This is a genomic window from Corynebacterium sp. HMSC073D01 (assembly GCF_001815555.1).
Classification (GTDB): domain Bacteria; phylum Actinomycetota; class Actinomycetes; order Mycobacteriales; family Mycobacteriaceae; genus Corynebacterium; species Corynebacterium glucuronolyticum.
The window spans coordinates 12181-33441 of sequence record NZ_KV821080.1; the positions used below are offsets into that span (position 1 = coordinate 12181).

Here is a 21261-nt window from a genome sequence, read left to right on the forward strand (position 1 = left end):
GGCGCAATAAGTTCGTTGCTATGTGCGCTGCTACTGGGGTGGGGCGCGGCGAGGGGTCCACAAGCCTGGCTTGTTTTAGCGGCTGCGGTCGGGTTCGGCGCGGTCGGAACGTTCGTCCCGCCCAGCGCGCAACGGCGCAATAAGTTCGTTGCTATGTGCGCTGCTCCTGGGTGTGGGGCGCGGCGAGGGGTCCACATGCCTGGCTTGTTTTGGCGGCTGCGGGCGGGTTCGGTGTGGGTCGGAACGTTCGTCCCGCCCAGCGCGCAACGGCGCAATAAGTTCGTTGCTATGTGCGCTGATCTTGGGCGTGAGGCGTGGTGAGGGGTTCACAGGCCCGGCCTGCTTTGGCGGCTGCGGGCGGGTTCGGTGTGGGTCGGAACGTTCGCCCCGCCCAGCGCGCAACGGCGCAATAAGTGGCCCTGCATAAGTGCAGGTGGATTACTGACTGACCGTGAAGTGGTAGGTCGAGGAGTTGAGTGGCCCCAGGCGCCCGAAGATGCGTTTTGGAGGTGTGTGCAGGACCGGCAAAGCTTTCTCATTCAAGCGCTTGTCTAGGTTGAACCGGTTCGAAAACCCCGCGGCAAAGTGGTCGCCAGGGGTAAGCGTGACTATGTCCTCCTTGCCCCACTCGATGTGGGTGACCTCGTCATTGATGGCGTAGTAGGGCATCGTGATGAGCTTGTGGTAGATCCACGCGATATGTGAGGGGTTGAGGTTTACAGCAGTCATCCCTGGTGTGGCTGGGGTAGCTGGGGTGGCTGTGGTGTCGGCGTCAATGCTGGGCTGCTCATCCGTGTGTTCATCGGCGTGGGCTGCTGTTGTTTGCACTGAGAGGAAAACGCCGACGAACGTGACGGCTGCGGAGATGAGCGGCCACAGCTGGCTCGTTGCGTCGGCGAAAGCAATGTAGGCAACGATGAGGGCCAGGGTCGCAGCGGAGATCAGTGTGGCTGGAGATGTTCTCCCATGCAGGGCCGACGAAAAGGAGGATGCAAGGGCAAGAGAAACGGTGCAGAAGATCAGCACCAGGGTGAGGAGCAAGCCGTTGTGGCCGTCCTGGACAAGCATACTCGTCGCAAGGTAGGTGGTGATTGCCACCGACAGGGACATGAGTGTTCGTTGTACCATCTTCGCCTCCAGCTAGGGAATTTTGTCGGGACTGCGACATAGATATAGACATAGATATACAGGCCAAAGATACTCCGATAGTCACAATCCGGGAAGATTTTCTGCCCTGCGCGCAACGGCGCAATAAGTGGTGGGCCATACGTAGGAGACGGAGGAGGAGGATGGATCAGCCCTGCGCGCAACGGCGCAATAAGTTCGTCGCTATACAGCGAGCTAACCGGCTTGGGGGTTGCCGTTGGTTTCCACCGTTCACCCACTCGCCCGGCGATAAGCGTCGAGCGATGGGTCGAGCCGTTCGGGCGATACCCGTCCAACCGTGAACAGGACAGGTGCGGGATAGGTGCGAAAGCTACATCCACATATCCCGGTTGATCAGCCGCCACGAGCCGAAGGCGCCGGTGCGCTCAAGGCCGACCCACTCGCAGTTGTTCAGGGGGTTGGCCATCACCTTGTCGGCGTCGAGGCCGCAGGCCAGCGCGCTGAAGATGCGGATGGCGCAGCCGTGGGAGACGATGAGCGTGTTCTCCTCCACGCTCGTGATGGCAGGTAGGTAGCGCCCCAGAAAGCTCTCCTTGGTCTCCCCGCCGGGAATCGGTGTGTCGGTACCGATGAGCCAGTCGTGGACGGCGCGGTGGTAGCGCTCCAGGGCGGGTAGGTCGGCGCGCATCTCCAGGTCGCCGGCGTTGATCTCCTGCACGCCGTCGAGCACCTCATAGGTGCGGCCGGCGTGGTGGGCGGTCTGCTGCGCGCGGCGGGCCGGCGAGGCGAAGGTGGTGGTCATTCCGGTGAGCTCCGGGGCCACGCCCGAAGCCTGCTCGCGCCCGAGGTCGGTCAGATCCGCGCCGGGCAGGGCGGTGTCGAGGGCGTGCGTGAGGTTCGAGGTGGTTTGTCCGTGACGCAGCAAAATGATCATAGTGTGCTCAATTATCCCTCATTTCGTCACCGGCTGCAGGCCACGAGCCGAGGTATTCGAGGTTCTCGGCGTGGGCGCGTACGGCGGCGAGGGCCTCCGCGACGCTGGGGGAGGACGCGTGGCCGATGAGGTCGCAGTAGAACACGTAGGTGCCGAGCGCTTTCTTCGTCGGCCGGGATTCGATACGGGTGAGGTCCACGCCCCGGGTGGCGAATTCGGTGAGCGCGTGGGCGAGTGTGCCCGGCTTGTTGGGCAGGGTGAAGGCGACGGAGGTGCGGTAGGTGATGCCGCGGCGCGGGGGAGCGACGGCGGTCTTTTCCACGCGCAAGAAGCGTGTCCGGGCGCGTTCATGGTCGGCGACGTCGGTTGCCAGGATGGGGAGTCCCCGGCTGACGGCGGCGGGGTGTGGGCAGGCGCAGGCATCGGCCTCACCGGTGGCGACCATGTCGGCGGCGGCCGCATTAGAGGAGGCGGGGACGAATTCCACCCCGGGGCTTGCCGCCTCCACCCAGTTCTTCACCTGCTGGTAGGCGATGGGGTGGGTGGCGAAGCGGCGGGCGGGCAGCGTGCCGGCGATGGTGAAGCTGATGGCCAGGTCCACTTCGGCGGTGATGGTGATGCCGGCACCCACGAGTGCGTCGAAGGTGGCGGTGACGGCGCCGTCGACGGAGTTTTCCACGGCGACGACGGCTGCATCCGCGCGGCCGGACGAGACGGCCGCGATGGCGTCGGCGGGGGAGGAGACGAGGTGGGGCTGAAAACCCTCGGGGACGAGGGTGTGGGCGGCCTGCTCAGTAAACGTGCCCTGCGGGCCGAGGTAGGAAACCGTGGTCATGGATGTATCTTAATACGGGTGAGGAATCTGCCGATTGTGAGAGATGGCGTGGACACACGTGGCCTGGCGCCGGAGGAGCACGGCTTTGTCAATACGGACGTGCTCCTCCCGGAGGTCGAAGGGGATCTCACGGGGTGGACGATTCCCGCCAAGGATCTCACCGCTGTCGAGGGTCTGACCTGCAGGTTAGGGTCCGTCTACCGGGAGCACATCCCGGATACCACCGACCCCGCGATCCGGGCGCTGCGCCGCCGGGGTGCGACGATCTACGGCAAAACGCAGACGAGTGAGCTGGGGCTTTCGGCTTATTGTGAGCCGAACGGGATGCCCGCGCCGGTGAATCCGCGGTTCCCGGGCGCGACCACGGGTGGTTCCTCCGGTGGCGCCGCCGTTGCAGTCGCGCGCGGTCTCGTCCGCGTCGCCCACGGCACCGACGGTGGCGGCTCGATCCGGGTTCCCGCCGCGGCCTGCGGGGTCCTGGGGCTGAAGTTGGCGCACAACAACCAGGGTGCCGTCCCCACGGGTCACGGTTACCTCGCCCGCACGGTCGCCGACCTGGCCACGGTCACCCGGACTGAGCTTTCGTCTCGCAGCGACGAGCCCCGGGTCGGTTACCTCGTTGAGCCCCTCCACGCCGATGTCGACCCGCAGGACACGGAAAGCACACAAGCCGTCGCCCGCGCGCTCGGCGGTCACGAGGTCCGTCGCCCCTATCCTCGCTCTCACTTTGCTTGCTTTTCGACGCTCTTTTCCTACCGCACTGCGCGCATCCGCGGCCCCCTGCAGCCTCTCGGGGCGTGGCTACGGGACCGCGGCCAGCAGGTCACCTCGGCCGAGTACGTGCAGGCCGCCGAGCAGTTCATGGCCACCGGCGAGATGGTGGAGGCCCTCGGCGTGGATATCCTCGTCACGCCCGTCCTCGCCTATGAACCGCCGCCGATCGGCTTCTTTTCCTCCCTCCACCCGGCGGAGGACTTCGCGGAGCAGACCCGCTGGACGCCGTGGGCGACGCTGGCGAATATGGCGGGTTATCCAGCGTTAACGCTGCCCATCGGCCTGGGTGTGCAGCTTGTTGGTGTGCGGGCATCGCACGAGGAGCTTCTGCGTGTGGCGGCGCGTGTTTACAATGGTGAGTTATGAGTGAATACGCCACGGACCGAAACGGGAACGTGATCCGGGACCGCTACGGCCGTCCCGTGCCCAAGCGCACCCGGACTCCGCTGCAGGAGGCGCGTGGTAACGATAATCACTCCGGGCTCGCCGAGCGCGTCCAGCGCCGCAACAACCCGCCGGTCAACAACCGCGTGGAGCGCGTCCCCAACGCCTCCCGCGAGATTCCCAGCCGCCGCGATTCGCGGATCCCCAACCGGGCCCAGCGGATCGCCCCGCAGGACAACCGCCGCACCCGTCGCACCCGCAGCGGTTGCGCAAAGCCCCTGGCCATTTTCCTCATCGTGCTTTTGGTGGCGCTGGTCGGTGGCGGTGTCTGGGCCGACGGTGCGCTCACGCGTATCGACGCTTTCCCGTCCCGCCACATCGCCGACACCGCCGGCACGAACTGGCTGCTCGTCGGCAGCGACTCCCGTGAGGGACTCACCCAGAAGCAGAAGGATGAGCTCATGACCGGCGACGATGAGGGTGGTTCCCGCACGGACACGATCATGGTGCTGCACCTGCCGATGAGTGGCAAGCCCACGCTGCTATCCATCCCCCGTGACAGCTACGTGCCGATCCCCGGCTACGGCAACAACAAGATCAACGCCGCCTTCGCCATCGGCGGCTCGCAGCTGCTCACCGAGACCGTGGAGCAGAACACGGGCCTGAAAATCGACCACTACGCCGAGGTCGGCTTCGGCGGCCTGGCCAATATCGTCGATGCCGTCGGCGGCGTGGAACTGTGCACCGAGGACCCGATTTACGACGACGTCATCGCCTTCTACCTGGAGCCGGGCTGCCACAAGTTCGACGGCCCGAACGCCCTGAAGTTCACGCGTTCCCGCGCCACCGCCCTCGGCGATATTGACCGCGTCGCCCGCCAGCGCCAGTTCCTCGGTGTCCTCCTCGATACGATGACGAGCCCGAAAACCTTGGCCAACCCCCTGAAGATCGTGCCGCTCGTGACCCACGTGGCGGGCTCCTTCACCGTGGATAATGGCGACCACATCTGGCACCTCGCCCGGGTGGCCTTGGCCATGCGCTCGGGCATCAACGAGCAGACCATCCCCGTCGCCTCGTTTGCGGACACCGAGGTCGGCTCCGTGGTGCTGTGGGATCAGGACGCGGCGACGAAGCTATTTAATTCGCTCAACTAGCTTGTGCGCCGCGGCCCGTGCCGACGCCGGATTCTGCCCCGTCACCAGGCGCCCATCCGTTTCCGTGTGGGAGATAAACGGCACCAGCCCCTTGCTGTACGTGGCGCCCCGCTCCTTGACGGATTGCTCCACGTTGTAGGGGACGATCTCCGCAACACCGGCAAGCACCTCCTCCACCCAGGAGAAACCGGTGAGTTTCTTGCCCGCGATGAGCAGGGAACCGTCGGAAAGCTTCGTCTCCAGCAGCCCACAGTAACCGTGACAGACGGACCCAACCGCGCCGCCGGCCTCGTAAATGTCGCGGATGAGGCGCTGCAACGCATCGCAGCCGGGGAAGTCGTACATGACGGCGTGGCCACCGGTGAGGAAGATGGCATCGAAATCTGCGGCAGACACGTCCTCCAGCGAGGCGACATCGTCCAGCAGCGCCATCTTCTCTTTGTCGTGGTACCACGCGCGTGTCGAAGCATCGAAGTTCGGGAAGCGGATGGACTTCGGCTCCAGCGGCACCGCCCCACCACTGGGGCTCGCGATGACCTGCTCAAACCCGGCATTCATAAACACATCCCAGGAGTGGCTGAGCTCTCCCAGCCACAGTCCGGTACGATGCCCCGGGCGATCAAGGTAGCGGTTAACGCCGGTCACCACCTGCAGGATGCGACGCGGATGCTCGCCCCGCAGCTCGTGTTTGTTCCTCGGCTCAGGTGTCGGCGTATAGCGTATCGACGGCATAATAAGGTGTCCCTTTCAGTTAGTGCACCTCAATTGTGCATGAAATGACCGCGGATCGCAGGGCGTGTAAGCACCCCGGCCCGGCTGGGGATCGCTAACTCAATAATTACCCTGGAATTTGGGCTAATTGTGGAGTTAGGGGGTCCGGGCTGCGTTGGGGGTGCGGTGTCGAAGGTGTGGTCCCGATTTTCGGCATCCAACATCGGGCTGGGGATCGCTAACTCAATAATTACCCTGGAATTGGGGCTAATTGTGGAGTTAGGGGGTCCGGCCTGCGTTGGGGGGTGCGGTGTTGAAGGCGTGGTCCCGATTCTCGGCATCCAACATCGGGCTGGGGATCGCTAACTCAATAATTACCCTGGAATTGGGGCTAATTGTGGAGTTAGGGGGTCCGGCCTGCGTTGGGGAGTGCGGTGTCGAAGGCGTGGTCCCGATTCTCGGCATGAGCTTCCGTTCCAACAGCAGGCTGAGGCCTCGCCAGGCTCGGCGGCGTCAGCGTCCAGCCCAGCACCGGCACCTTCGACAGCAGGTGGAACAGCCAGCCGGACACGAGCGCGATGAGGATAGCGTAGGCGAGCCAGAAGGTAGTGGACTGTGGGCCCGCATCGTCGAGCGCGTAGCGCACCAGGTGGTAGCCCAGGGTCATGCCGATCGGGTGCCCGATGTACATGGGCAGGGTGTGGCGGCCGACGAACTGCAGGTCGTTGGACAGGTGCGGCAGGCGTGTGATCGCGACTGCGACGACGACCGCCAGTGGCAGCGAGAGGAGCTCCCTGGACAAGCGCACCAGCAAGGCAGCCTCGTAGTGTCCGAGGACATCCATGCCTGGCAGGATCCACGGCAGCGCCACACGGTCCGGGTCCACCTGAGCGAAGAACTTGACCAGCACCACGCCCAAGAAGAAGCCCATAGCTGCTGGCAGCCAGCGCGTGACGGAGGTCGCTGTCGCTGCAAAGCGGGAGATCGGGCCACGCAGATGCAGGCCGCCGACGAAGAAGGGTAGGTAAAGGATCAGCATGCCGACGATCGGGATCTTGTCGTGCCAGGGCAACAGCAGCAGCGGCGCGAAACTGGCAGCGATCGCGACCGCCGGGGGCAGCTTGCGCATGGACCACAGCACGAGGTTGAACAGCACCAGAGCCCAGAGGAACCACGCCAGGTTAGCACCGATGAGCATGCGCCACAGGATCTCGGTGGCACCCACAGGGTCGGCGTCGAAGACCAGCTTGAATTCGACGAACTTCAGGTTGATCTCTACCGGCACCCAGACCGCGTAGGGAACGAGGAAGAACCACAGCCGACGAACAAAGAGATCTGTGAGGCTGTAGTTCAGGATCTTGGCTGAGAAGTACCCGGAGACCAGGAAGAACAGCGGCATGCGCAGGGGATCCATCACGGAGTTCGCGCGCGCGAGCAGGGTGTCCATCCCACCCGGCACCGCCAAGCACACGTGCAGCACGATGACACCGAGGATCGACACCCCCTTTGCCACGTCAGGCCACGCCAGGCGCTTCTTCCCCACCCATATCTCCTTTCCCAGTATTAGCGAAACAATATCCTTTCAGGCCGAAAATACGAAAACGAGCATTCAGAAGGACGGCTCCGTTACCCCCGCTTCCCGACACCCGTCAACCAAGGAAAGGAATAAAGAATGGCACGAGGAATCGCTATTATTAGTCCACTAGTCATAGTGGTGCTCACTATCGTTTGCCCAATGGGTCATTAATACAGGGACACCAGCCCATATAGCACTCGCACTTGTGAGAACGTCAGGTTTGATGATCCTTGCCGTAGCTGCTATCGGATCCTCACACATGAGTGCACAGGAGAGCGCGATCCGCACCGTCGCTAACATCGGAATGCTCGTATTCCCAATCCTGGCAATCCTTACTGCGGCCCTATCGAATATTGCTCCTGACAAGCCCGGGCGACGCTGTCAGATCCCAGCTCACTAGTAGTGATACCGGCACATCGCAAGGTAAAGCGCCTCATCGGTGTACTTGTACACAAGGCGGTGTTCGTCGGTGATTCTGCGCGACCAGTAACCGCTGAGCTCGTACTTTAGAGGCTCGGGTTTGCCGATACCGTCGTTACCGTTGCGAGAGATGTCCTTGATCAGCGCATTGATTCGCTTAACGGTTTTCCGATCGGTCTCCTGCCAGTACAGGTAATCGTTCCAAGCTTGCGTACTCCAGATGTATTTCATTCCGGAAGCAGATCTCTTGCGGTGCCATTGCCAGATTCCAACTCCGTGACCGCTTCAAAGAGGAGCTGGGCATTTCGTGGTGAACGCATAAGGTAAGCGGTTTCTCGCAGAGAGTTGTAGTCATCAAGTGAAAGAATAACGGCAGATTCGTGACCGCTACGGGTGATGACGATTTCCTCGCGGTCGTCAACCACCGATTGCAAGACCTCGGCGTATCGCGCCCTGGATTCGGAATATGACATCGTTTTCATGGTGTGCCCCTTCTACATTTCCGTCCGTACAGAAAATTGTACGCGACTTGTGCTCGCCTGATCAAGAGGAAGCTCACTGCGAAGGAGTGCAACAAAGCGTGGCCAACAGGGACGCTAGCAGCGACGCGATAACTAGCTGCTTATTAGATTTTCGAGCGCCTCCGCTTTAAGAGCTTTTGCTCCGAATTTGTGCGCAACGGCGCAATAAGAAATCCTCTATAAAGGCACGGCACGGAGCGAAAAGCACACGTCACACTCGCACTGGTCACACCTTTGTGCGCAACGACGCAATAAGTAGAGGCTTATGGCCTACGTGTCCTCGTCCTTCTTTACCACCTTATCGGCGATGAATGCAGCCAGAATCGGGCCAAGGAAACCGCCAACCACGGGTAGCTATCCGGGTGATGTACCGAAGAGGGGGGAGGTAAGTGAGGTAAGTAGGGCAAATAATCCGAATAGCGGTATTGCGAGCGCGAAAAAAATCACGCTGGAGACGACGAACTGCGTCGGACTCTCCTTTTTCGCTTCATGCTTCAAGGGCACTGGGCGGAGGTTGACGGAGACGGGGAACTGTGCGCTAGTGCGCAGCTGCGCAATAAGTGCGAAATTATAGTAGCAGGTAGAAAGGCTATTGATGTCTCCCGGCCCAGCACTGATATTACCTTTCATTCTTGGGATGCAGGGGGCGAAAGGGGTAGGCCGTACACCCGTATTGAGCCCAGGGATGTTCGCACAGGGGGGATGCTACCAAATCGCGGTACCTTTTGTCTGGGGCGACACGAAAGCCAGCTAACCTACCCCCACCCCAGCTCATGCAGCCGCGCGTCGTCGATGCCGAAGTGGTGCGCAATCTCATGCACGACGGTGATCGCGACCTCCTCCTCAAGCTGCTCCCGCGTCTCGCACCAGTCCTTGAGCGATTCCCGATAAATCGTGATCGTGTTCGGTTGAAACGCACCGAAATACGTCTGCTCCGTCATCGCTTCACCCTGGTAAAGCCCCAAAATGGTGGGGTCCTCCTCGTTATAATCGTCGATCAGGATAACGGTGTTCTCGATCCGATTGATGAGGGCTTCGGGGATCAGCTCAAGGGACTTGTCGACGAGCTCCTCAAACTCGTCGTCGGAAATCTCGACGCTCACTGGGGGTTCCTCAGGGGTCGCCGCTCCGGACGCGGGGCCGGCGGGTTACCGTCGATGGTAAACCCGGCGGGCGCGCTGCCCTGCAGCGTGGAGAATCCGCCCCCTTCCGCCGGGTGGAAGAGTGCGCAGTTGGCGGACTGGCTGCCCGCATTCCAGCTGGCCGTGGGGATCGTCGTCCAGTACACGGCGAGCCAGGAGTTATACAGGTTGTCGTCGCCACCCATGTAGTCCAGGGCCGCCTTCGTGCACACGTCCTTGAGGTGGGCGTCTTGCTCCTCCGTTGTCGGCGGATGGTCGAACACCTCGGAGAGGTTGACGCGGTCGGTGACCTCGTAGGAGTGCGGCTGGCCGCAGTCCACCTTGTGGCTGCCGTTGGCGGAGTCGATGGCCACGCATTCGCCGCGTTCGGCCACGCGTGACTGGTCCTGGTTCTGCGCCTTGCCTGTCGAGGTCGTGATTTTGCCGGCGTCATCGGTGCGCTGCACGCCGCAGAGCATCGTCCGGTCGCCGGCGGTCCAGGAATCGGCGGGTGGCAGGATGGAGGCGATGGAGTACACGCCGGTCGGATCGTATTTGCCGCCGAGGTAGGTGATGGTCTGCTGCTTGCACAGCTCCTCGCGCAACTGCGCCTGCCGGGTGATGTCCGGGGCGGCGGCATCGGTGCCGAACTCGCTGGAGGGGTAGGTGGCCAGGTCCTCGCGGGAGGAGATCTCAAAGCGGTGCTCCTCGGCGCAGTCCACGGTGGTGAAGTTGCTGGTGGAGCCGTCCTCGCCGACATCCCACGTGAGGCACTGGCCAGGGCCGGCGGCGGTGAAAGTGTGCGCCTTCGGCTTCGCCGACGTCGTTACCGTGGTCTCCTCCCCGCCTGTGCGCGCGGGCTCGTCTCCGCCGCGCATCGTTGCATATCCGCCCATGAGCGCCCCTCCCGCCAGCGCCGCGATGAGGGCGGTGTGCAGGATGGTGGAGTCGCGCAAGATATTCATTGCTACATACCCTACTCGCTGTCCTTGCGGGTCACGTGCGAGCGCAGGGTGTAGCGGTCGGCGCGGTACAGGGAGCAGCACCACTCGATGGGGCGCGTTCCAGAGCGGGCGCACCGAATCGTCCGCAGCAGCGGGTCGCCGATTTCTACTTCGAGGGGCCTGGCGACCTCCTCACCGGCGCACACGGCGTTGACGGCCTGTTCCGCATCGGTGATCGGGAAGCCACGGGCGTCGAGGACACGGTAGACGGACGCCTCCACATCGTCGGAAAGCAAATTCGGGAGGAGCGTGGAGTTATACCAGGCGTCGTCGATGCAGTACGGCCGTCCGTCGCCAAGCCTGAGGCGGGTGAGATGAACGTGCGGGGTATCCGAGGTACCGAAGAACGAGGAGACGACCTCGGGGGCGTCCTCCATCTCCGCATGCAACACCTTCGAGGTAGCCTGGAGCTGCTGGGCGCGCATCTCGGAGGAAAAGCTCGCCAGGTTGAGCCGCGTCGCCAGGGGAGTGGGGGCGACAAAGGTGCCTTTGCCGCGGGCGCGGACGAGGTGTCCGGAGGCGACGAGGTCGCCGATGGCGCGTCGTACGGTGATCCGGCTGACGCCGTAGGTCTGCTCCAACTGACGCTCGCCGGGGAGCATATCGCCAGGTTGGAGCTGTGTAGTGCAGAGTTCTTCGAGTTGTTCGCGGAGTTGTTGATGCTTGGGTTTAGCGGCCATAGGGTTCATTATAGGCGCGCTGGTCATAACCTTTATGGTTTAGCGTTCGGGCATGTAGGCTAGTAGCCATGATCGATCTTAAATTTCTCCGCGAAAACCCCGATGTCGTCCGCGAGTCCCAGCGCACCCGCGGCGAGGACCCCTCGCTAGTAGATAAACTCCTCGCCGCAGACGAGACCCGTCGCGACGCTATCCAGAAGGCTGACCAGCTGCGTCAGGAGCAAAACGGGTTCGGAAAGAAGATCGGTCAGGCCTCCCCGGCCGAGCGCCCGGCGCTCATTGAGGAATCCACGGCGCTGAAGGCGCGTCTGAAAGACGCCGAGGCCGCCCAAAAGCAAGCCGAACAAGCAGTTTTCGATATTCAGATGCAGCTCGGCAACGTTGTCGAGGGCGCGCCCGCCGGTGGCGAGGATGACTTCGTCGTCGTCGAGGAGGTCGGGGAGAAGACGACCTTCGATTTCGAGCCGAAGGACCACCTCGACATCGCCGAAAATTTGGACATCCTCGATATGGAGCGTGGCGCCAAGGTCTCCGGCAGCCGTTTTTACTTCCTCAAGGGCCTCGGCGCGCAGCTGCAGCTGGCGATGATGAACCTCGCCGCGCAGAAGGCCATCGAGCACGGCTTCACCCTGATGATCACGCCGGTCATCGTCCGCCCCGAGACGATGCAGGGCACGGGTTTCTTGGGTCAGCACTCGGACGAGATCTACTACCTGCAGGAGGACAACCAGTACCTGGTCGGCACCTCTGAAGTTGCCCTCGCCGGGTACCACTCCGACGAGATCATCGACCTCTCCCAGGGCCCCCTCCACTACGCGGGCTGGAGCTCCTGCTTCCGCCGCGAGGCCGGCTCCTACGGCAAGGACACGCGCGGCATCATCCGCGTCCACCAGTTCGACAAGCTGGAAATGTTCGTCTACTGCAAGCCCGAGGATGCCGAGGCTCAGCACCAGGCGCTGCTGGCGATGGAAAAGGACATGCTCGCCGCCATCGAGGTCCCCTACCGTGTCATCGACATCGCTGGCGGTGACCTCGGCAGTTCTGCGGCCCGCAAGTTCGATACCGAGGCCTGGATCCCCACGCAGAACACGTACCGCGAGCTCACCTCCACCTCGAACTGCACCACCTTCCAGGCCCGCCGCCTGAAGATCCGCTACCGCGACGAGGACGGTCGCACGCAGATCGCCGCCACCCTGAACGGCACGCTCGCCACCACCCGCTGGCTCGTCGCCATCCTCGAAAATCACCAGCAGGCCGATGGTTCGGTCATCATCCCCGCCGCCCTCCGTCCGTTCATGGGAGGTATGGAAAGGATCACCAAGTGATAATCGTCACCGATGTCGACGGCACGCTTCTCGACGACTCCGAGCGCGTCCCCGCCGACACCCTCTCCGCCCTCACGGAGGCTTTAGCCTCCGGTCACCGATTGGTTCTCGCCACCGGTCGCCCGCCCAGATGGCTTTCCGACGTCCTGTCGCAGCTTCCCGTCAAACCCACCTGTATCTGCGCCAACGGTGCCATCATTTACGACTCCGAGCACGACCGCATGGATGCCGTCCACCCCCTCGACCCGAAGGCGATGCGCTCCATCGTCCGCGCCGCCCGCGAAGCGATCCCCGGCATCACCATCGCCGTGGAGCGCGCCGGCAATAGCGCCTTCAACCCGGAGAGCGAACTCTTCGTCGTCACCCCGGACTACGCCCCCACGTGGGACACGGACGCGCCGGGCATGGAGGACGACGACAAGATCCTTCGCATCCCGGCGACGAAGCTGCTGCTCCGCCACGAGGGGATGAGCTCCGCGCAGATGGCTAAGGTCCTGGCCGACCGCATCCCCTCCGACCTCGGCTACATCACCTACAGCGTCGACGAGGGCCTTCTCGAAGTCTCCCACCCCGGCATCACCAAGGCCACCGGGCTTGTGGACCTCGGCTTCGCCCCCGAGGACGTCGTCGCCTTTGGCGACATGCCCAACGACATCGAGATGCTTCGCTGGGCCGGCACCGGCGTCGCCATGCCCCACGCCCCCGCAGAGGTTCAGGAGGCCGCCGACGAGGTCGCCCGCATCCCCGAGGTTCTCGAGCGACTGCTCTAAAACCCGACGAGAGTCGAACACACAACACTGCACACAACACTCGCATCTCATATGGAGTGTTGAGTGTAGTGTTAAACGTTCCCGGTCTAGACCAGCATAACCCCTACCGGTGCAGCTTGTACCGCTGCTTGGGGCTCCTCAATGGCTGAGTCCTTTCGAGAATTCCTTCACCTACCAGCTCTTGCAGTATCCGGCGGGCACCACTGACCGAAATTCCAGCTGCTGCTGCCAACTCACGACTCGATGCAGTAGCGTGTGTCGACGCGTGCTCGATGATGCGATCCCTGCTGGTCACTGTGTCGTGCGCACGCTTTTCTGGCGCAGTTGGTTTACGCATGGGGAAGGTAAGCCGGAACCCGGTAAGTGAGTCTTTGGGAATCGGAGGCGGGAGAAGTTGTTGGTCCAATTGGCTCAGGATTTCCTGGTATCCGCTGCCCCTGTTCTCGGCTACGTACCCTCCACCAGGGTAGGGGCAGGACTCCAGCAATTGGGAAAGATACTGGTTACGGGTGCTGGAAACACCGGCTTTTCCAAGAGTGTCCTCGGTAACCATTCCGTACAGTCCGCCGGGGTTGAAGATCTCGAGCCGATCGGGGTACATGTCCACCTGTACCTGAGCGCCCCTTGCCTGTGGAGAGTAGTCACGGTGCATGAGAGCGTTGGTGATGGCTTCGCGCACTGCGACGGGCGGATAATCTGGCAAATCCTTTCGGAATATCCCATCGATCACGCCACCAATCCGGGAATTCCTTTGTACTGCGTCGACACAGTCATGAATGAGTGTCGGGATCGGGCCAACAAAGCTCTGGTTGTCGAGAAAACGCTGGTTGTTTAGGCCTGTAGCCTTTGAATCGCCGGGGTAGCTGGAAAATGTGACGTTAAGGCGAGGGAAAAACCTCTGTGGATAAATTCCGGTAGTCAAAAGCCCAGCTATCGTTGGCCGAACGTCGCCATCCGCTGTCTCTCTGAGCACATGAAGGTTGATAAGAGCATCTTCATCGGACATGCGAGCGAAGATTCGCCCGTGTACTGTACGTTCTCGCCCTAAAAGAGCCTCGATGATCTCCCGATCCAAGTCCTCAACAGTTGCATCGGGAACGATCTCCAGGTCCCACTCTGGCTGTTGCCGGTTTTCTTCAAGACGGTCAATCTCATACGGCTTGAGGTTCCTATTTCCGTCGTGCGCGCGGGTGTAGCTGCCGTTGTATTTCCCCTGTGCAGTCACGTAGCAGGGCTGCTCCCGTGGGGCGAGTGCTGGAATTGCACCGACAACGACCTGACCATCCTCGAAATCGACGATGTCAATGTCGGGAGAGATGCTCGGTGTGACGTGATCTCTGCAAACCGTGGCGAGTGAATCAGCCATATTCTTGGCTTTGAATCCGTCAACCAGCGTAAAATCTGTGCTTTCGTCGAGGCCGAGGATGATCGTCCCGCCATGCGTATTCGCGAAAGAAGAGACAGTTCTAGCAAGTCTTCTGGGAAGTTCATGGGCTGCGGACTTCACCTCGACATCCATTGTGTCGGTACCGATGGACCGCAACCTCTCCACTAGGTCAACGAGCTGTGAAGATTCCACTTTCACTCCTTCGGAGGGGATAACACTCTACACAACACTCTACACAACACTCTACATACACACCAGGTGTGGAGTGTTGTGTAGAGTGTTTTAGTTTTGGTGCGTTGAACAGGGAATAGTCATTGATATTGTCCCTGATTTGCGCTCAACACTCTACAAACACAACGCATGTGGAGTGTTGTGTGGTGTGTTAGGTGGAGTGTTCGGCACTTTTAACGTCGCTACCTCCGAAGATGACGCACGCAACACTCGCACAGCATGTGGAGTGTTATGTGGCTACCTGCAATAACGAAACACTCAACACTACACACAACACTCGCACAGCGTGTGGAGTGTCGTGTGTAGTGCTCAGCGAAAGAAATGAGCCCAGAGCATTACACGCCTAAGCGCCGATCTTCCGCTCCTCGTGGACCGCATAGCCACCCCACACCATCGACAACGCGGCACCGGTGAGGAAGATCCAGCTCACGCCGGCGGGAATGCCAATTATGAGCACCAAACCGCCTAAGAAAATTGCAAAAATAGCACAGACGGTGATGGGGAAATCCGGGAACACCGCCAGGCTGCCATTGAAAAGCAGAAGGGCGAGCAGCACAACGCTGTACCACGTCACGCCCGAATCAAGAACCATGAGGAGGAATCCGGCGACCCCGAGTACGACGCAGGCGAGTCCGACTTTCTTCAAAGGAGTATCAATTGTAGGGAACATGTGCTCCAGGCTACTTTTTCTCCCCGCCGTTGCACAATTAATAGCCCACAGTCCTAAACTACGTAGTGACCGATAACCGCCGAAAACAAAGGATGTGACTTGTGACAATTCCTGCGTGGGGCCTTATCCCCTTCGTCCTGATGCTCCTCAGCATTGCCATCTTCCCCCTGGTCCCGGCGACCGCGGGCTTCTGGGATAGACCCCGAAACCAGCTGATTGTCGCACTCATCCTGGGCGTGCCCGTCGCCGCGTGGATGATCCTCGGCGGGGAGCCCGCAGCCGTCGTTGGCGCCGCCATTGAATATTTCAACTTCATCATGCTGTTGCTGTGTCTGTTCACGGTGGCTGGTGGCATCTATTTGCGTGGCGACGTGGAAGCGACACCCCGTAACAACACCATCTTCCTCGCCATCGGTGGCGGTATTGCCTCCTTCATCGGCACCACGGGTGCGGCGATGCTGCTCATCCGGCCGATACTTAAAACCAACGAGGAACGCAAGTACGTCGCCCACACTGTTATCTACACAATCTTCATCGTCGCAAACGCCGGTGGTCTGTTGACCCCGCTGGGTGATCCGCCGCTGTTCCTTGGCATGCTCCGCGGCGTGCCGTTCACGTGGACGTTCAGCCTGTTCAAGGAATGGGCATTCGTGTTCATCCTCCTGCTCGTGAGCTACTACTGCCTCGACCGCAAGATCCACGCGATGGAGTCTAAGGAGGACACCGAGCGCGACCGCACGGAGACCGAGCCGATCCACCTCGACGGCAAGATGAACTTCCTTTTCTTCGCCATCATCATCGTTGCCGTTGCTCTTGCTCCCTCAATGAATGCTGAAGCAATCGAGTCAGGCACCGCAACGCTCACGGATTGGATTCCCACCCGCGAGATCATCATGGGGCTTGCCGCACTGGCCTCACTCAAGTTCGGTTCGGATAAGGTCCGCTACGATCTCAACAAGTTCGTGTGGGCCCCGATTCTCGAGGTCGCCGCCGTGTTCGTCGGCATCTTCCTCACCATGATTCCGGCGCTTCGCTACCTCGCCGAGGTTGCCCCCAAGCTTAACCTCAACGAGGCGAGCTTCTACTTCCTCACCGGCTCCCTGTCGTCCTTCCTGGACAACGCGCCCACGTACGCCACGTTCTTCTCCATCGCGGGAGAGCTTCCAGGCGATCCCCGCGTGGCTGGAGTTCCCGAGCACTACCTTGTAGCCATCAGCCTCGGTGCCGTGTTCTTCGGTGCCATGACCTACATTGGCAACGGCCCAAACTTCATGGTGAAATCCGTCGCCGAATCCGATGGTGTGGATATGCCGTCCTTCGGCGGGTACATCGGTAAATCCTGCATCCACCTGCTGCCGGTGCTCGTCGCCGTGTGTGGCTTCTTTGTTGCCCCCGGAGTGATTATGACGCCCATCGCCGTGGTGTGCACGCTCTTTGAGCTGGTCCGTGCCGCGCTTAACTTCCGTGCAGGTAAAAAAGAGCTAGCGAAATAAGCTAGCCCAGCTAGGCGGGGATGTTAGAGGTTCCTAAGAGAACAGGCTGCATCCCCGCTGTGCCTATACTGGCACTCATGAGACAGACAGAGCTGCACGCTCGCTATGAAAGGTATAGCCGAGAAATCGGAAGTACATCCGCCTTAACGCGGCTCTCATCGGCCTATCAGCTGGTATATTTAGGGGATGAACTATCGTTACAGGGGTCCACTTTAGTTAACGATGTTGCTCATTTGCTATTTGATGAAGCCACTCATCCGGATGAAGGAAGCACGTCGGATCCCACGTATTACACGGTTGCTAAATGGGAAATCTTAGGTGCGCTGGCGCGTAGACTCCAACCACTTCAAGAGATTTCCACCTACCTTTGGCGTGCGCCGGAGCAGCCGGAACAGTCTAAGGGAATTGTAAATCTCGGTCTGAATACGCTTTCCCTACATTCGAGTGGCTGCGGTGGAATCAATATTTCCAATAGGAATCTTCGTGAATCATCAATTAGACAATTTCAACTCGTTAACGGTGAGTTCTGTATGGTTCAGCTGTCTGGGTCTCACTTCGATGGGGTCGTGGTAATCGATTCGCGTTTTACTGACTGTGATTTTTCACATTGCAGCTTGACGTGGGGGAACTGTGAGAGATGCACTTTTGAACGGGTAGATTTTTCGGAAGCCTCCATCGATTCTGTGGAGTTTCATCGGTGTACGTTTGTGGACTGCACTTTCCAAGGTACACTGTTTTCTCGTTACACAAGTTTCAGCGCGGAACAGTTCTCGGACTGTCTCCAATATAGAGGTTGCGAATTTATTCCGCCAAATCTTCCAGGGGCTGTTTACAGTGCAGATCTGATGAGACTCTTCCGGTTTTAGAGTGCGTGGGTTTTGCGGCCGATGCTTCCGGAGTGGGTGAGGTAGTGGTTTAGGGTGGAGAAGTGGGGGGCGATTCCTCTCAAGCGCTCGAGTCTGCCATTGATTGCTTCGACGGTTCCATCCGATAGCCCTTCGTTGAAGTAGGCGAGGATGTCAAAGAGGTTTGTGAGGGCTGTGTCCTAGTTGAGTGAGCTATGGATAGATTTTGGTCATGGCTTTCAGCTGGTAGATAATATCATGCGTACTTGTTTGCGCTGCCTTTTTTATTTGGGTATCACAGACGATGATCTACTTATAGGCGCACCAGACGACCTTTAGCTGCAGATGGCCAGGATCGTCGGGGAATAAGGTTCCAAGCTGGTTTTCGGCCGAGGCGCCTATCGTTTCTTAGAGGTGAGAAGTGCTTTTAGGCACTTGTTTAACGGGTCATCTTCTCGCCCCCTACAGTGGTATTTCTCCTGTTGGAAGCGTGGATGAACGGCGGTGAGTCTGCCGGCTGCAAGATGCACCACGTGGAAGGTGGTCATCGCCCGTCGTACTGTAGGTAAGTGCTCTTTGATAGCGGTGGCGTAGCTGGAAAAATGGATACCACTGTTCACAACTTGCGGGTAGCCTCATAACTGTGATTTATAGAGGAAGAAAAGAAAGGACTTTTTTGGGTCGGCCCTCTTCATTGTCTAATGATTCTTTTGACGTGGGTGTAGTCACCGCGTGGTGCGAGCCATCGGAGTCTGGGAACCATACTCGACCGGTTCGTTCAGTCTGTCCGGACTACGTCAACGATACGAGCAGATTTGGTAGCGTCCGATGACGGCTAACGAGGATTTTGACCTTGCGGTTGAGCTTCTGAAAGCATCGGAATGTAAACTCCGCCGGGAGGGAGTGAACCGTCTACTGGGCTATATTGACTCTCGTGGCGCGGAAGCAAAAAGCGAGGCCGTCAGCCATCGTGTACAGGACGCTTTCAACGTGTTAGCGATGTTTCTGCACACAGATTGTGGTTGCCCGGGCATGGATCGAGGCCTCTCAGAGGAACAACGTAAATTTGCTCTAGGCGGAGCTCCACTGGCTCGCCCCTACCGTGCATTTACGCAGCTCCACCATGAGTGTCAGTGGGATCCAGTGAGCTTCGGTGTGACCGGGATCTGCGAACGTATCGACGAGCGGTTGTACTTCGGTCAGTCGCCCAATGTTTTGGAGCAGGCCACAATCCTAGGCCGGATTGCCAACGTGAAACTGGTTTCGATTCCCGTGCGGGTGTCTTTTGCTGGACTGAACCTTCCCTATCTCCAGCTTTCGGGTATTTCGCTCGATGACCTATCCTTTCATGAGGCTTTCCTCAATTCAGCTTGTCTGCGGGATGTTTCCGCTCGCCGTACTAACTTCTCTGTCTCACATTGGGATGGGGGTATTGCTGGGGGAAATTTCACTCGTTCGCGGTGGGTAGGTGCATATGTACCGAACTGTACCTTTTCTGGGGTCTTCGCCCATGCGCATTTCGATGGCGCTGAGCTACGAGGTGCGAGCTTTCGTGGAGCGGATTTGCTCTTCGCTCACTTTCACCGAGCAATCATTTCCGGTGCTGAGTTTTCTGGCTGTCGGGTTCATACCTCGGTTTTTGATGGTGCATTTGTTGATGAGCAGACCATCTTTCCTGATGGAATGTCGATTGTGAAAGACGGCTTCGAGTTGGTATCTAGTCGTTGGCCGGGAATTCAAAGGGAAGTCGATGCAAATCTTGACATCGATGAGGTGGAAGAAAATGAAAAGACTTTCCGCACTCCTCCTATGGAGCTCAAAGAATACGACGCAATAGGTGCAAGCCCCACTTTCCTCCCCTGGCATTCTTAGGGCGCACTAGCCACTCATACTCCGAAGTATACGATCCCGCAGTCCGCCGAGCTAAGTGCATGTGTCGTGGCGGTGTCTGCGGGGGCGCTCAGTGGTGTGGAGCACGTAGGAATACTTAGTCTCGCGCGCGGCGGGACAGGTAGTTGCCAAGTGACTGGATTCCCTGCACCACAACGATGAGAATGATGACGGTTATCACCATGGCGACGGTATCAAACTGCTGGTAGCCGTAGCTCAGCGCGAGGTCGCCCACGCCGCCACCCCCGACGTAACCGGCCATAGCGGTGGCGGAGATGAGTCCCACGGTGGCGGTGGTGAGCGCCAAGATGATGGACGCCTTGGCTTCCGGCAGGAGGAAGTAGCGGATGGTCTGCCACAAGGTTGCCCCCATGGAATCTGCAGCCTCAATGATGCCGGCGTCCACCTCGAGCAGGGACTGCTCGATGAGCCTGGCAACAAACGGAGCGATGTAGATGGTCAGTGGCACCAGTGCTGCTGTGGTGCCAATGGAGGTACCTGTGATGAGCCTCGTCAGTGGCACAATGGCCACCATGAGGTTGACGAAGGGGAGCGAGCGCAGGATGTTCACCACCACGTTGACCACCTGGTAAATGGCAGGCTGCGGGCGCAGCCCGCCGGGCCGGGTGATCACCATCAAAAGCGCCAGCGGGATACCGATGAGAGCGCCAATGGCTAGGGCGATTCCCACCATGTAGGCGGTTTCTGCCCCGGCGTTGAGGTACATTTCTGGGGTCACACGGCTCATCGGATAACCTCCACTGAGAGTCCGTCGGTATGTGAAATAAGGGCAATTGCCTGGTCAGCGCCCGGATTGTCCAGCCCGATGAGCATGGATCCCACGGTGGTGCTGCGCAGTGGCAGGTCGTTTGCCTGCAAAAGTGAGGCACGCACGCCGAGGTGGGCGAGCTTATCAAATAGCGATCGCGCGGCGCCGTCGCGGTGGTGTACTCGGATGAGCCGCTCAGCGTCGCTGTCAGCGTCTGCTCGCGGCACCGTGGTGGCCACAAACTCGCGGGTGAGCTCCTGCTGAGGGCTGGAAAACACATCCTCCACCGGGCCATGCTCAATGAGGTGGCCGTGTTCGAGCACGGCGACCTCATCGGCGATGCGGGCGATGACGTCCATCTGGTGCGTGATGATGAGGACGGTGATCCCGAGCTGCTCGTTGATCTGCGTGAGCAGGTCAAGAATCTGCCCGGTGGTCATGGGGTCGAGCGCGCTGGTCGGCTCGTCGCAAAGCAATAAACGTGGACGGGTGACAAGCGCACGGGCGATGCCCACGCGCTGCCGTTGCCCGCCGGACAGTTCCTGCGGCTTGGCGTCGGCCTTGTCGCCGAGCCCGACGAGCTCAAGCGCGTCGTTCACCCGCCGCGCATCGCGCGTCCCCTCTAAGATGAGGGGCATGGCGACGTTCTCCGCGACGGTT

At 60.1% G+C, this 21261-nt stretch carries 23 protein-coding genes; 8 read left to right on the top strand and 15 right to left on the bottom strand.

Annotated elements, in window-relative coordinates; all coding sequences use genetic code 11:
* Positions 1 to 438 precede the first annotated feature (438 nt).
* From HMPREF3044_RS10400 to pheA, 3 genes are all read right to left on the bottom strand, one after another.
* Positions 439 to 1128, bottom strand: coding sequence for a hypothetical protein (locus tag HMPREF3044_RS10400; RefSeq protein ID WP_246821033.1), 690 nt, complete (start codon positions 1126 to 1128; stop codon positions 439 to 441).
* Positions 1129 to 1477: 349 nt separating this feature from the next.
* Positions 1478 to 2041: a histidine phosphatase family protein gene (locus HMPREF3044_RS10405; protein WP_005394561.1), complete on the bottom strand. Its 564-nt coding sequence runs from the start codon at positions 2039 to 2041 to the stop codon at positions 1478 to 1480.
* Positions 2042 to 2048: 7 nt separating this feature from the next.
* Positions 2049 to 2876 (bottom strand): prephenate dehydratase, encoded by an 828-nt coding sequence (gene pheA / locus HMPREF3044_RS10410; RefSeq protein WP_070741455.1) that lies wholly within the window; start codon positions 2874 to 2876, stop codon positions 2049 to 2051.
* A gap of 36 nt (positions 2877 to 2912) precedes the next feature.
* Here pheA and HMPREF3044_RS10415 point away from each other — a divergent pair, with 36 nt between their 5' ends.
* Both HMPREF3044_RS10415 and HMPREF3044_RS10420 read left to right on the top strand, forming a co-directional pair.
* A complete protein-coding gene (locus HMPREF3044_RS10415; RefSeq protein WP_246821035.1) occupies positions 2913 to 4016 on the top strand; it encodes an amidase family protein in 1104 nt (367 codons plus the stop codon).
* Entirely contained in the window at positions 4013 to 5188 is a 1176-nt protein-coding gene (locus tag HMPREF3044_RS10420; protein WP_070741461.1) for an LCP family protein, read from the top strand. Before HMPREF3044_RS10415 ends, HMPREF3044_RS10420 begins: the two co-directional genes overlap by 4 nt.
* Here the strand turns inward: HMPREF3044_RS10420 and HMPREF3044_RS10425 are convergent.
* Positions 5168 to 5920, bottom strand: coding sequence for a type 1 glutamine amidotransferase domain-containing protein (locus HMPREF3044_RS10425; protein ID WP_005388125.1), 753 nt, complete (start codon positions 5918 to 5920; stop codon positions 5168 to 5170). The genes HMPREF3044_RS10420 and HMPREF3044_RS10425 overlap by 21 nt on opposite strands.
* Before the next feature lie 382 nt (positions 5921 to 6302).
* Positions 6303 to 7442 (bottom strand): acyltransferase family protein, encoded by a 1140-nt coding sequence (locus tag HMPREF3044_RS10430; protein WP_168167252.1) that lies wholly within the window; start codon positions 7440 to 7442, stop codon positions 6303 to 6305.
* Between the two features lie 238 nt (positions 7443 to 7680).
* On the opposite strand from HMPREF3044_RS10430, the gene HMPREF3044_RS12990 reads away from it, so the two are divergent.
* Positions 7681 to 7875: a hypothetical protein gene (locus tag HMPREF3044_RS12990; protein WP_141759689.1), complete on the top strand. Its 195-nt coding sequence runs from the start codon at positions 7681 to 7683 to the stop codon at positions 7873 to 7875.
* Here HMPREF3044_RS12990 and HMPREF3044_RS10435 read toward each other — a convergent pair.
* From HMPREF3044_RS10435 to HMPREF3044_RS10455, 5 genes are all read right to left on the bottom strand, one after another.
* Entirely contained in the window at positions 7872 to 8126 is a 255-nt protein-coding gene (locus tag HMPREF3044_RS10435; protein ID WP_070741463.1) for a Txe/YoeB family addiction module toxin, read from the bottom strand. The genes HMPREF3044_RS12990 and HMPREF3044_RS10435 overlap by 4 nt on opposite strands.
* Entirely contained in the window at positions 8123 to 8377 is a 255-nt protein-coding gene (locus HMPREF3044_RS10440; protein WP_070741466.1) for a type II toxin-antitoxin system Phd/YefM family antitoxin, read from the bottom strand. Before HMPREF3044_RS10440 ends, HMPREF3044_RS10435 begins: the two co-directional genes overlap by 4 nt.
* Before the next feature lie 794 nt (positions 8378 to 9171).
* Positions 9172 to 9519 (bottom strand): metallopeptidase family protein, encoded by a 348-nt coding sequence (locus HMPREF3044_RS10445; protein ID WP_005388132.1) that lies wholly within the window; start codon positions 9517 to 9519, stop codon positions 9172 to 9174.
* Entirely contained in the window at positions 9516 to 10502 is a 987-nt protein-coding gene (locus HMPREF3044_RS10450) for a septum formation family protein (protein ID WP_005388133.1), read from the bottom strand. Before HMPREF3044_RS10450 ends, HMPREF3044_RS10445 begins: the two co-directional genes overlap by 4 nt.
* An 11-nt stretch (positions 10503 to 10513) precedes the next feature.
* The gene (locus HMPREF3044_RS10455) at positions 10514 to 11248 is read right to left on the bottom strand and encodes a GntR family transcriptional regulator (protein WP_070741469.1); all 735 of its coding nucleotides are present in this window, start codon (positions 11246 to 11248) and stop codon (positions 10514 to 10516) included.
* Positions 11249 to 11289: 41 nt separating this feature from the next.
* Between HMPREF3044_RS10455 and serS the strand changes: the two genes are divergently transcribed.
* Together serS and HMPREF3044_RS10465 are read left to right on the top strand one after the other, a co-directional pair.
* Positions 11290 to 12546: a serine--tRNA ligase gene (gene serS, locus HMPREF3044_RS10460; RefSeq protein WP_070741473.1), complete on the top strand. Its 1257-nt coding sequence runs from the start codon at positions 11290 to 11292 to the stop codon at positions 12544 to 12546.
* A complete protein-coding gene (locus tag HMPREF3044_RS10465) occupies positions 12543 to 13316 on the top strand; it encodes an HAD family hydrolase (RefSeq protein ID WP_070741477.1) in 774 nt (257 codons plus the stop codon). The genes serS and HMPREF3044_RS10465 overlap by 4 nt, the downstream gene beginning before the upstream one ends.
* Positions 13317 to 13419: 103 nt before the next feature.
* Here the strand turns inward: HMPREF3044_RS10465 and HMPREF3044_RS10470 are convergent, their stop codons facing one another.
* Together HMPREF3044_RS10470 and HMPREF3044_RS10475 are read right to left on the bottom strand one after the other, a co-directional pair.
* Positions 13420 to 14895: an ATP-binding protein gene (locus HMPREF3044_RS10470; RefSeq protein ID WP_231285974.1), complete on the bottom strand. Its 1476-nt coding sequence runs from the start codon at positions 14893 to 14895 to the stop codon at positions 13420 to 13422.
* A gap of 382 nt (positions 14896 to 15277) precedes the next feature.
* On the bottom strand, positions 15278 to 15604 hold the full coding sequence (locus HMPREF3044_RS10475) for a hypothetical protein (protein WP_005388138.1): 327 nt from the start codon (positions 15602 to 15604) through the stop codon (positions 15278 to 15280).
* A 101-nt stretch (positions 15605 to 15705) separates the two neighbouring features.
* On the opposite strand from HMPREF3044_RS10475, the gene HMPREF3044_RS10480 reads away from it, so the two are divergent.
* Together HMPREF3044_RS10480 and HMPREF3044_RS13675 are read left to right on the top strand one after the other, a co-directional pair.
* Positions 15706 to 17097, top strand: coding sequence for a sodium:proton antiporter (locus HMPREF3044_RS10480; RefSeq protein WP_081446481.1), 1392 nt, complete (start codon positions 15706 to 15708; stop codon positions 17095 to 17097).
* Positions 17098 to 17627: 530 nt separating this feature from the next.
* Complete coding sequence (locus HMPREF3044_RS13675) at positions 17628 to 17963, top strand: pentapeptide repeat-containing protein (RefSeq protein ID WP_371326122.1); 336 nt, start codon at positions 17628 to 17630, stop codon at positions 17961 to 17963.
* A 377-nt stretch (positions 17964 to 18340) separates the two neighbouring features.
* Here HMPREF3044_RS13675 and HMPREF3044_RS12740 read toward each other — a convergent pair whose 3' ends face one another.
* Positions 18341 to 18562 carry a transposase gene (locus HMPREF3044_RS12740; protein WP_256381095.1) on the bottom strand — a complete coding sequence of 74 codons (222 nt, stop codon included), beginning with the start codon at positions 18560 to 18562 and terminating at the stop codon, positions 18341 to 18343.
* 208 nt (positions 18563 to 18770) lie between these two features.
* Here HMPREF3044_RS12740 and HMPREF3044_RS10485 point away from each other — a divergent pair, with 208 nt between their 5' ends.
* Positions 18771 to 19814 (top strand): pentapeptide repeat-containing protein, encoded by a 1044-nt coding sequence (locus tag HMPREF3044_RS10485; RefSeq protein WP_005388145.1) that lies wholly within the window; start codon positions 18771 to 18773, stop codon positions 19812 to 19814.
* A gap of 115 nt (positions 19815 to 19929) precedes the next feature.
* Here HMPREF3044_RS10485 and HMPREF3044_RS10490 read toward each other — a convergent pair whose 3' ends face one another.
* Positions 19930 to 20580 carry a methionine ABC transporter permease gene (locus tag HMPREF3044_RS10490; RefSeq protein WP_005388148.1) on the bottom strand — a complete coding sequence of 217 codons (651 nt, stop codon included), beginning with the start codon at positions 20578 to 20580 and terminating at the stop codon, positions 19930 to 19932.
* Positions 20577 to 21261: ATP-binding cassette domain-containing protein (locus HMPREF3044_RS10495; RefSeq protein WP_246821037.1), on the bottom strand; the 685-nt coding region annotated here is incomplete at its 5' end. The genes HMPREF3044_RS10490 and HMPREF3044_RS10495, both read right to left, overlap by 4 nt.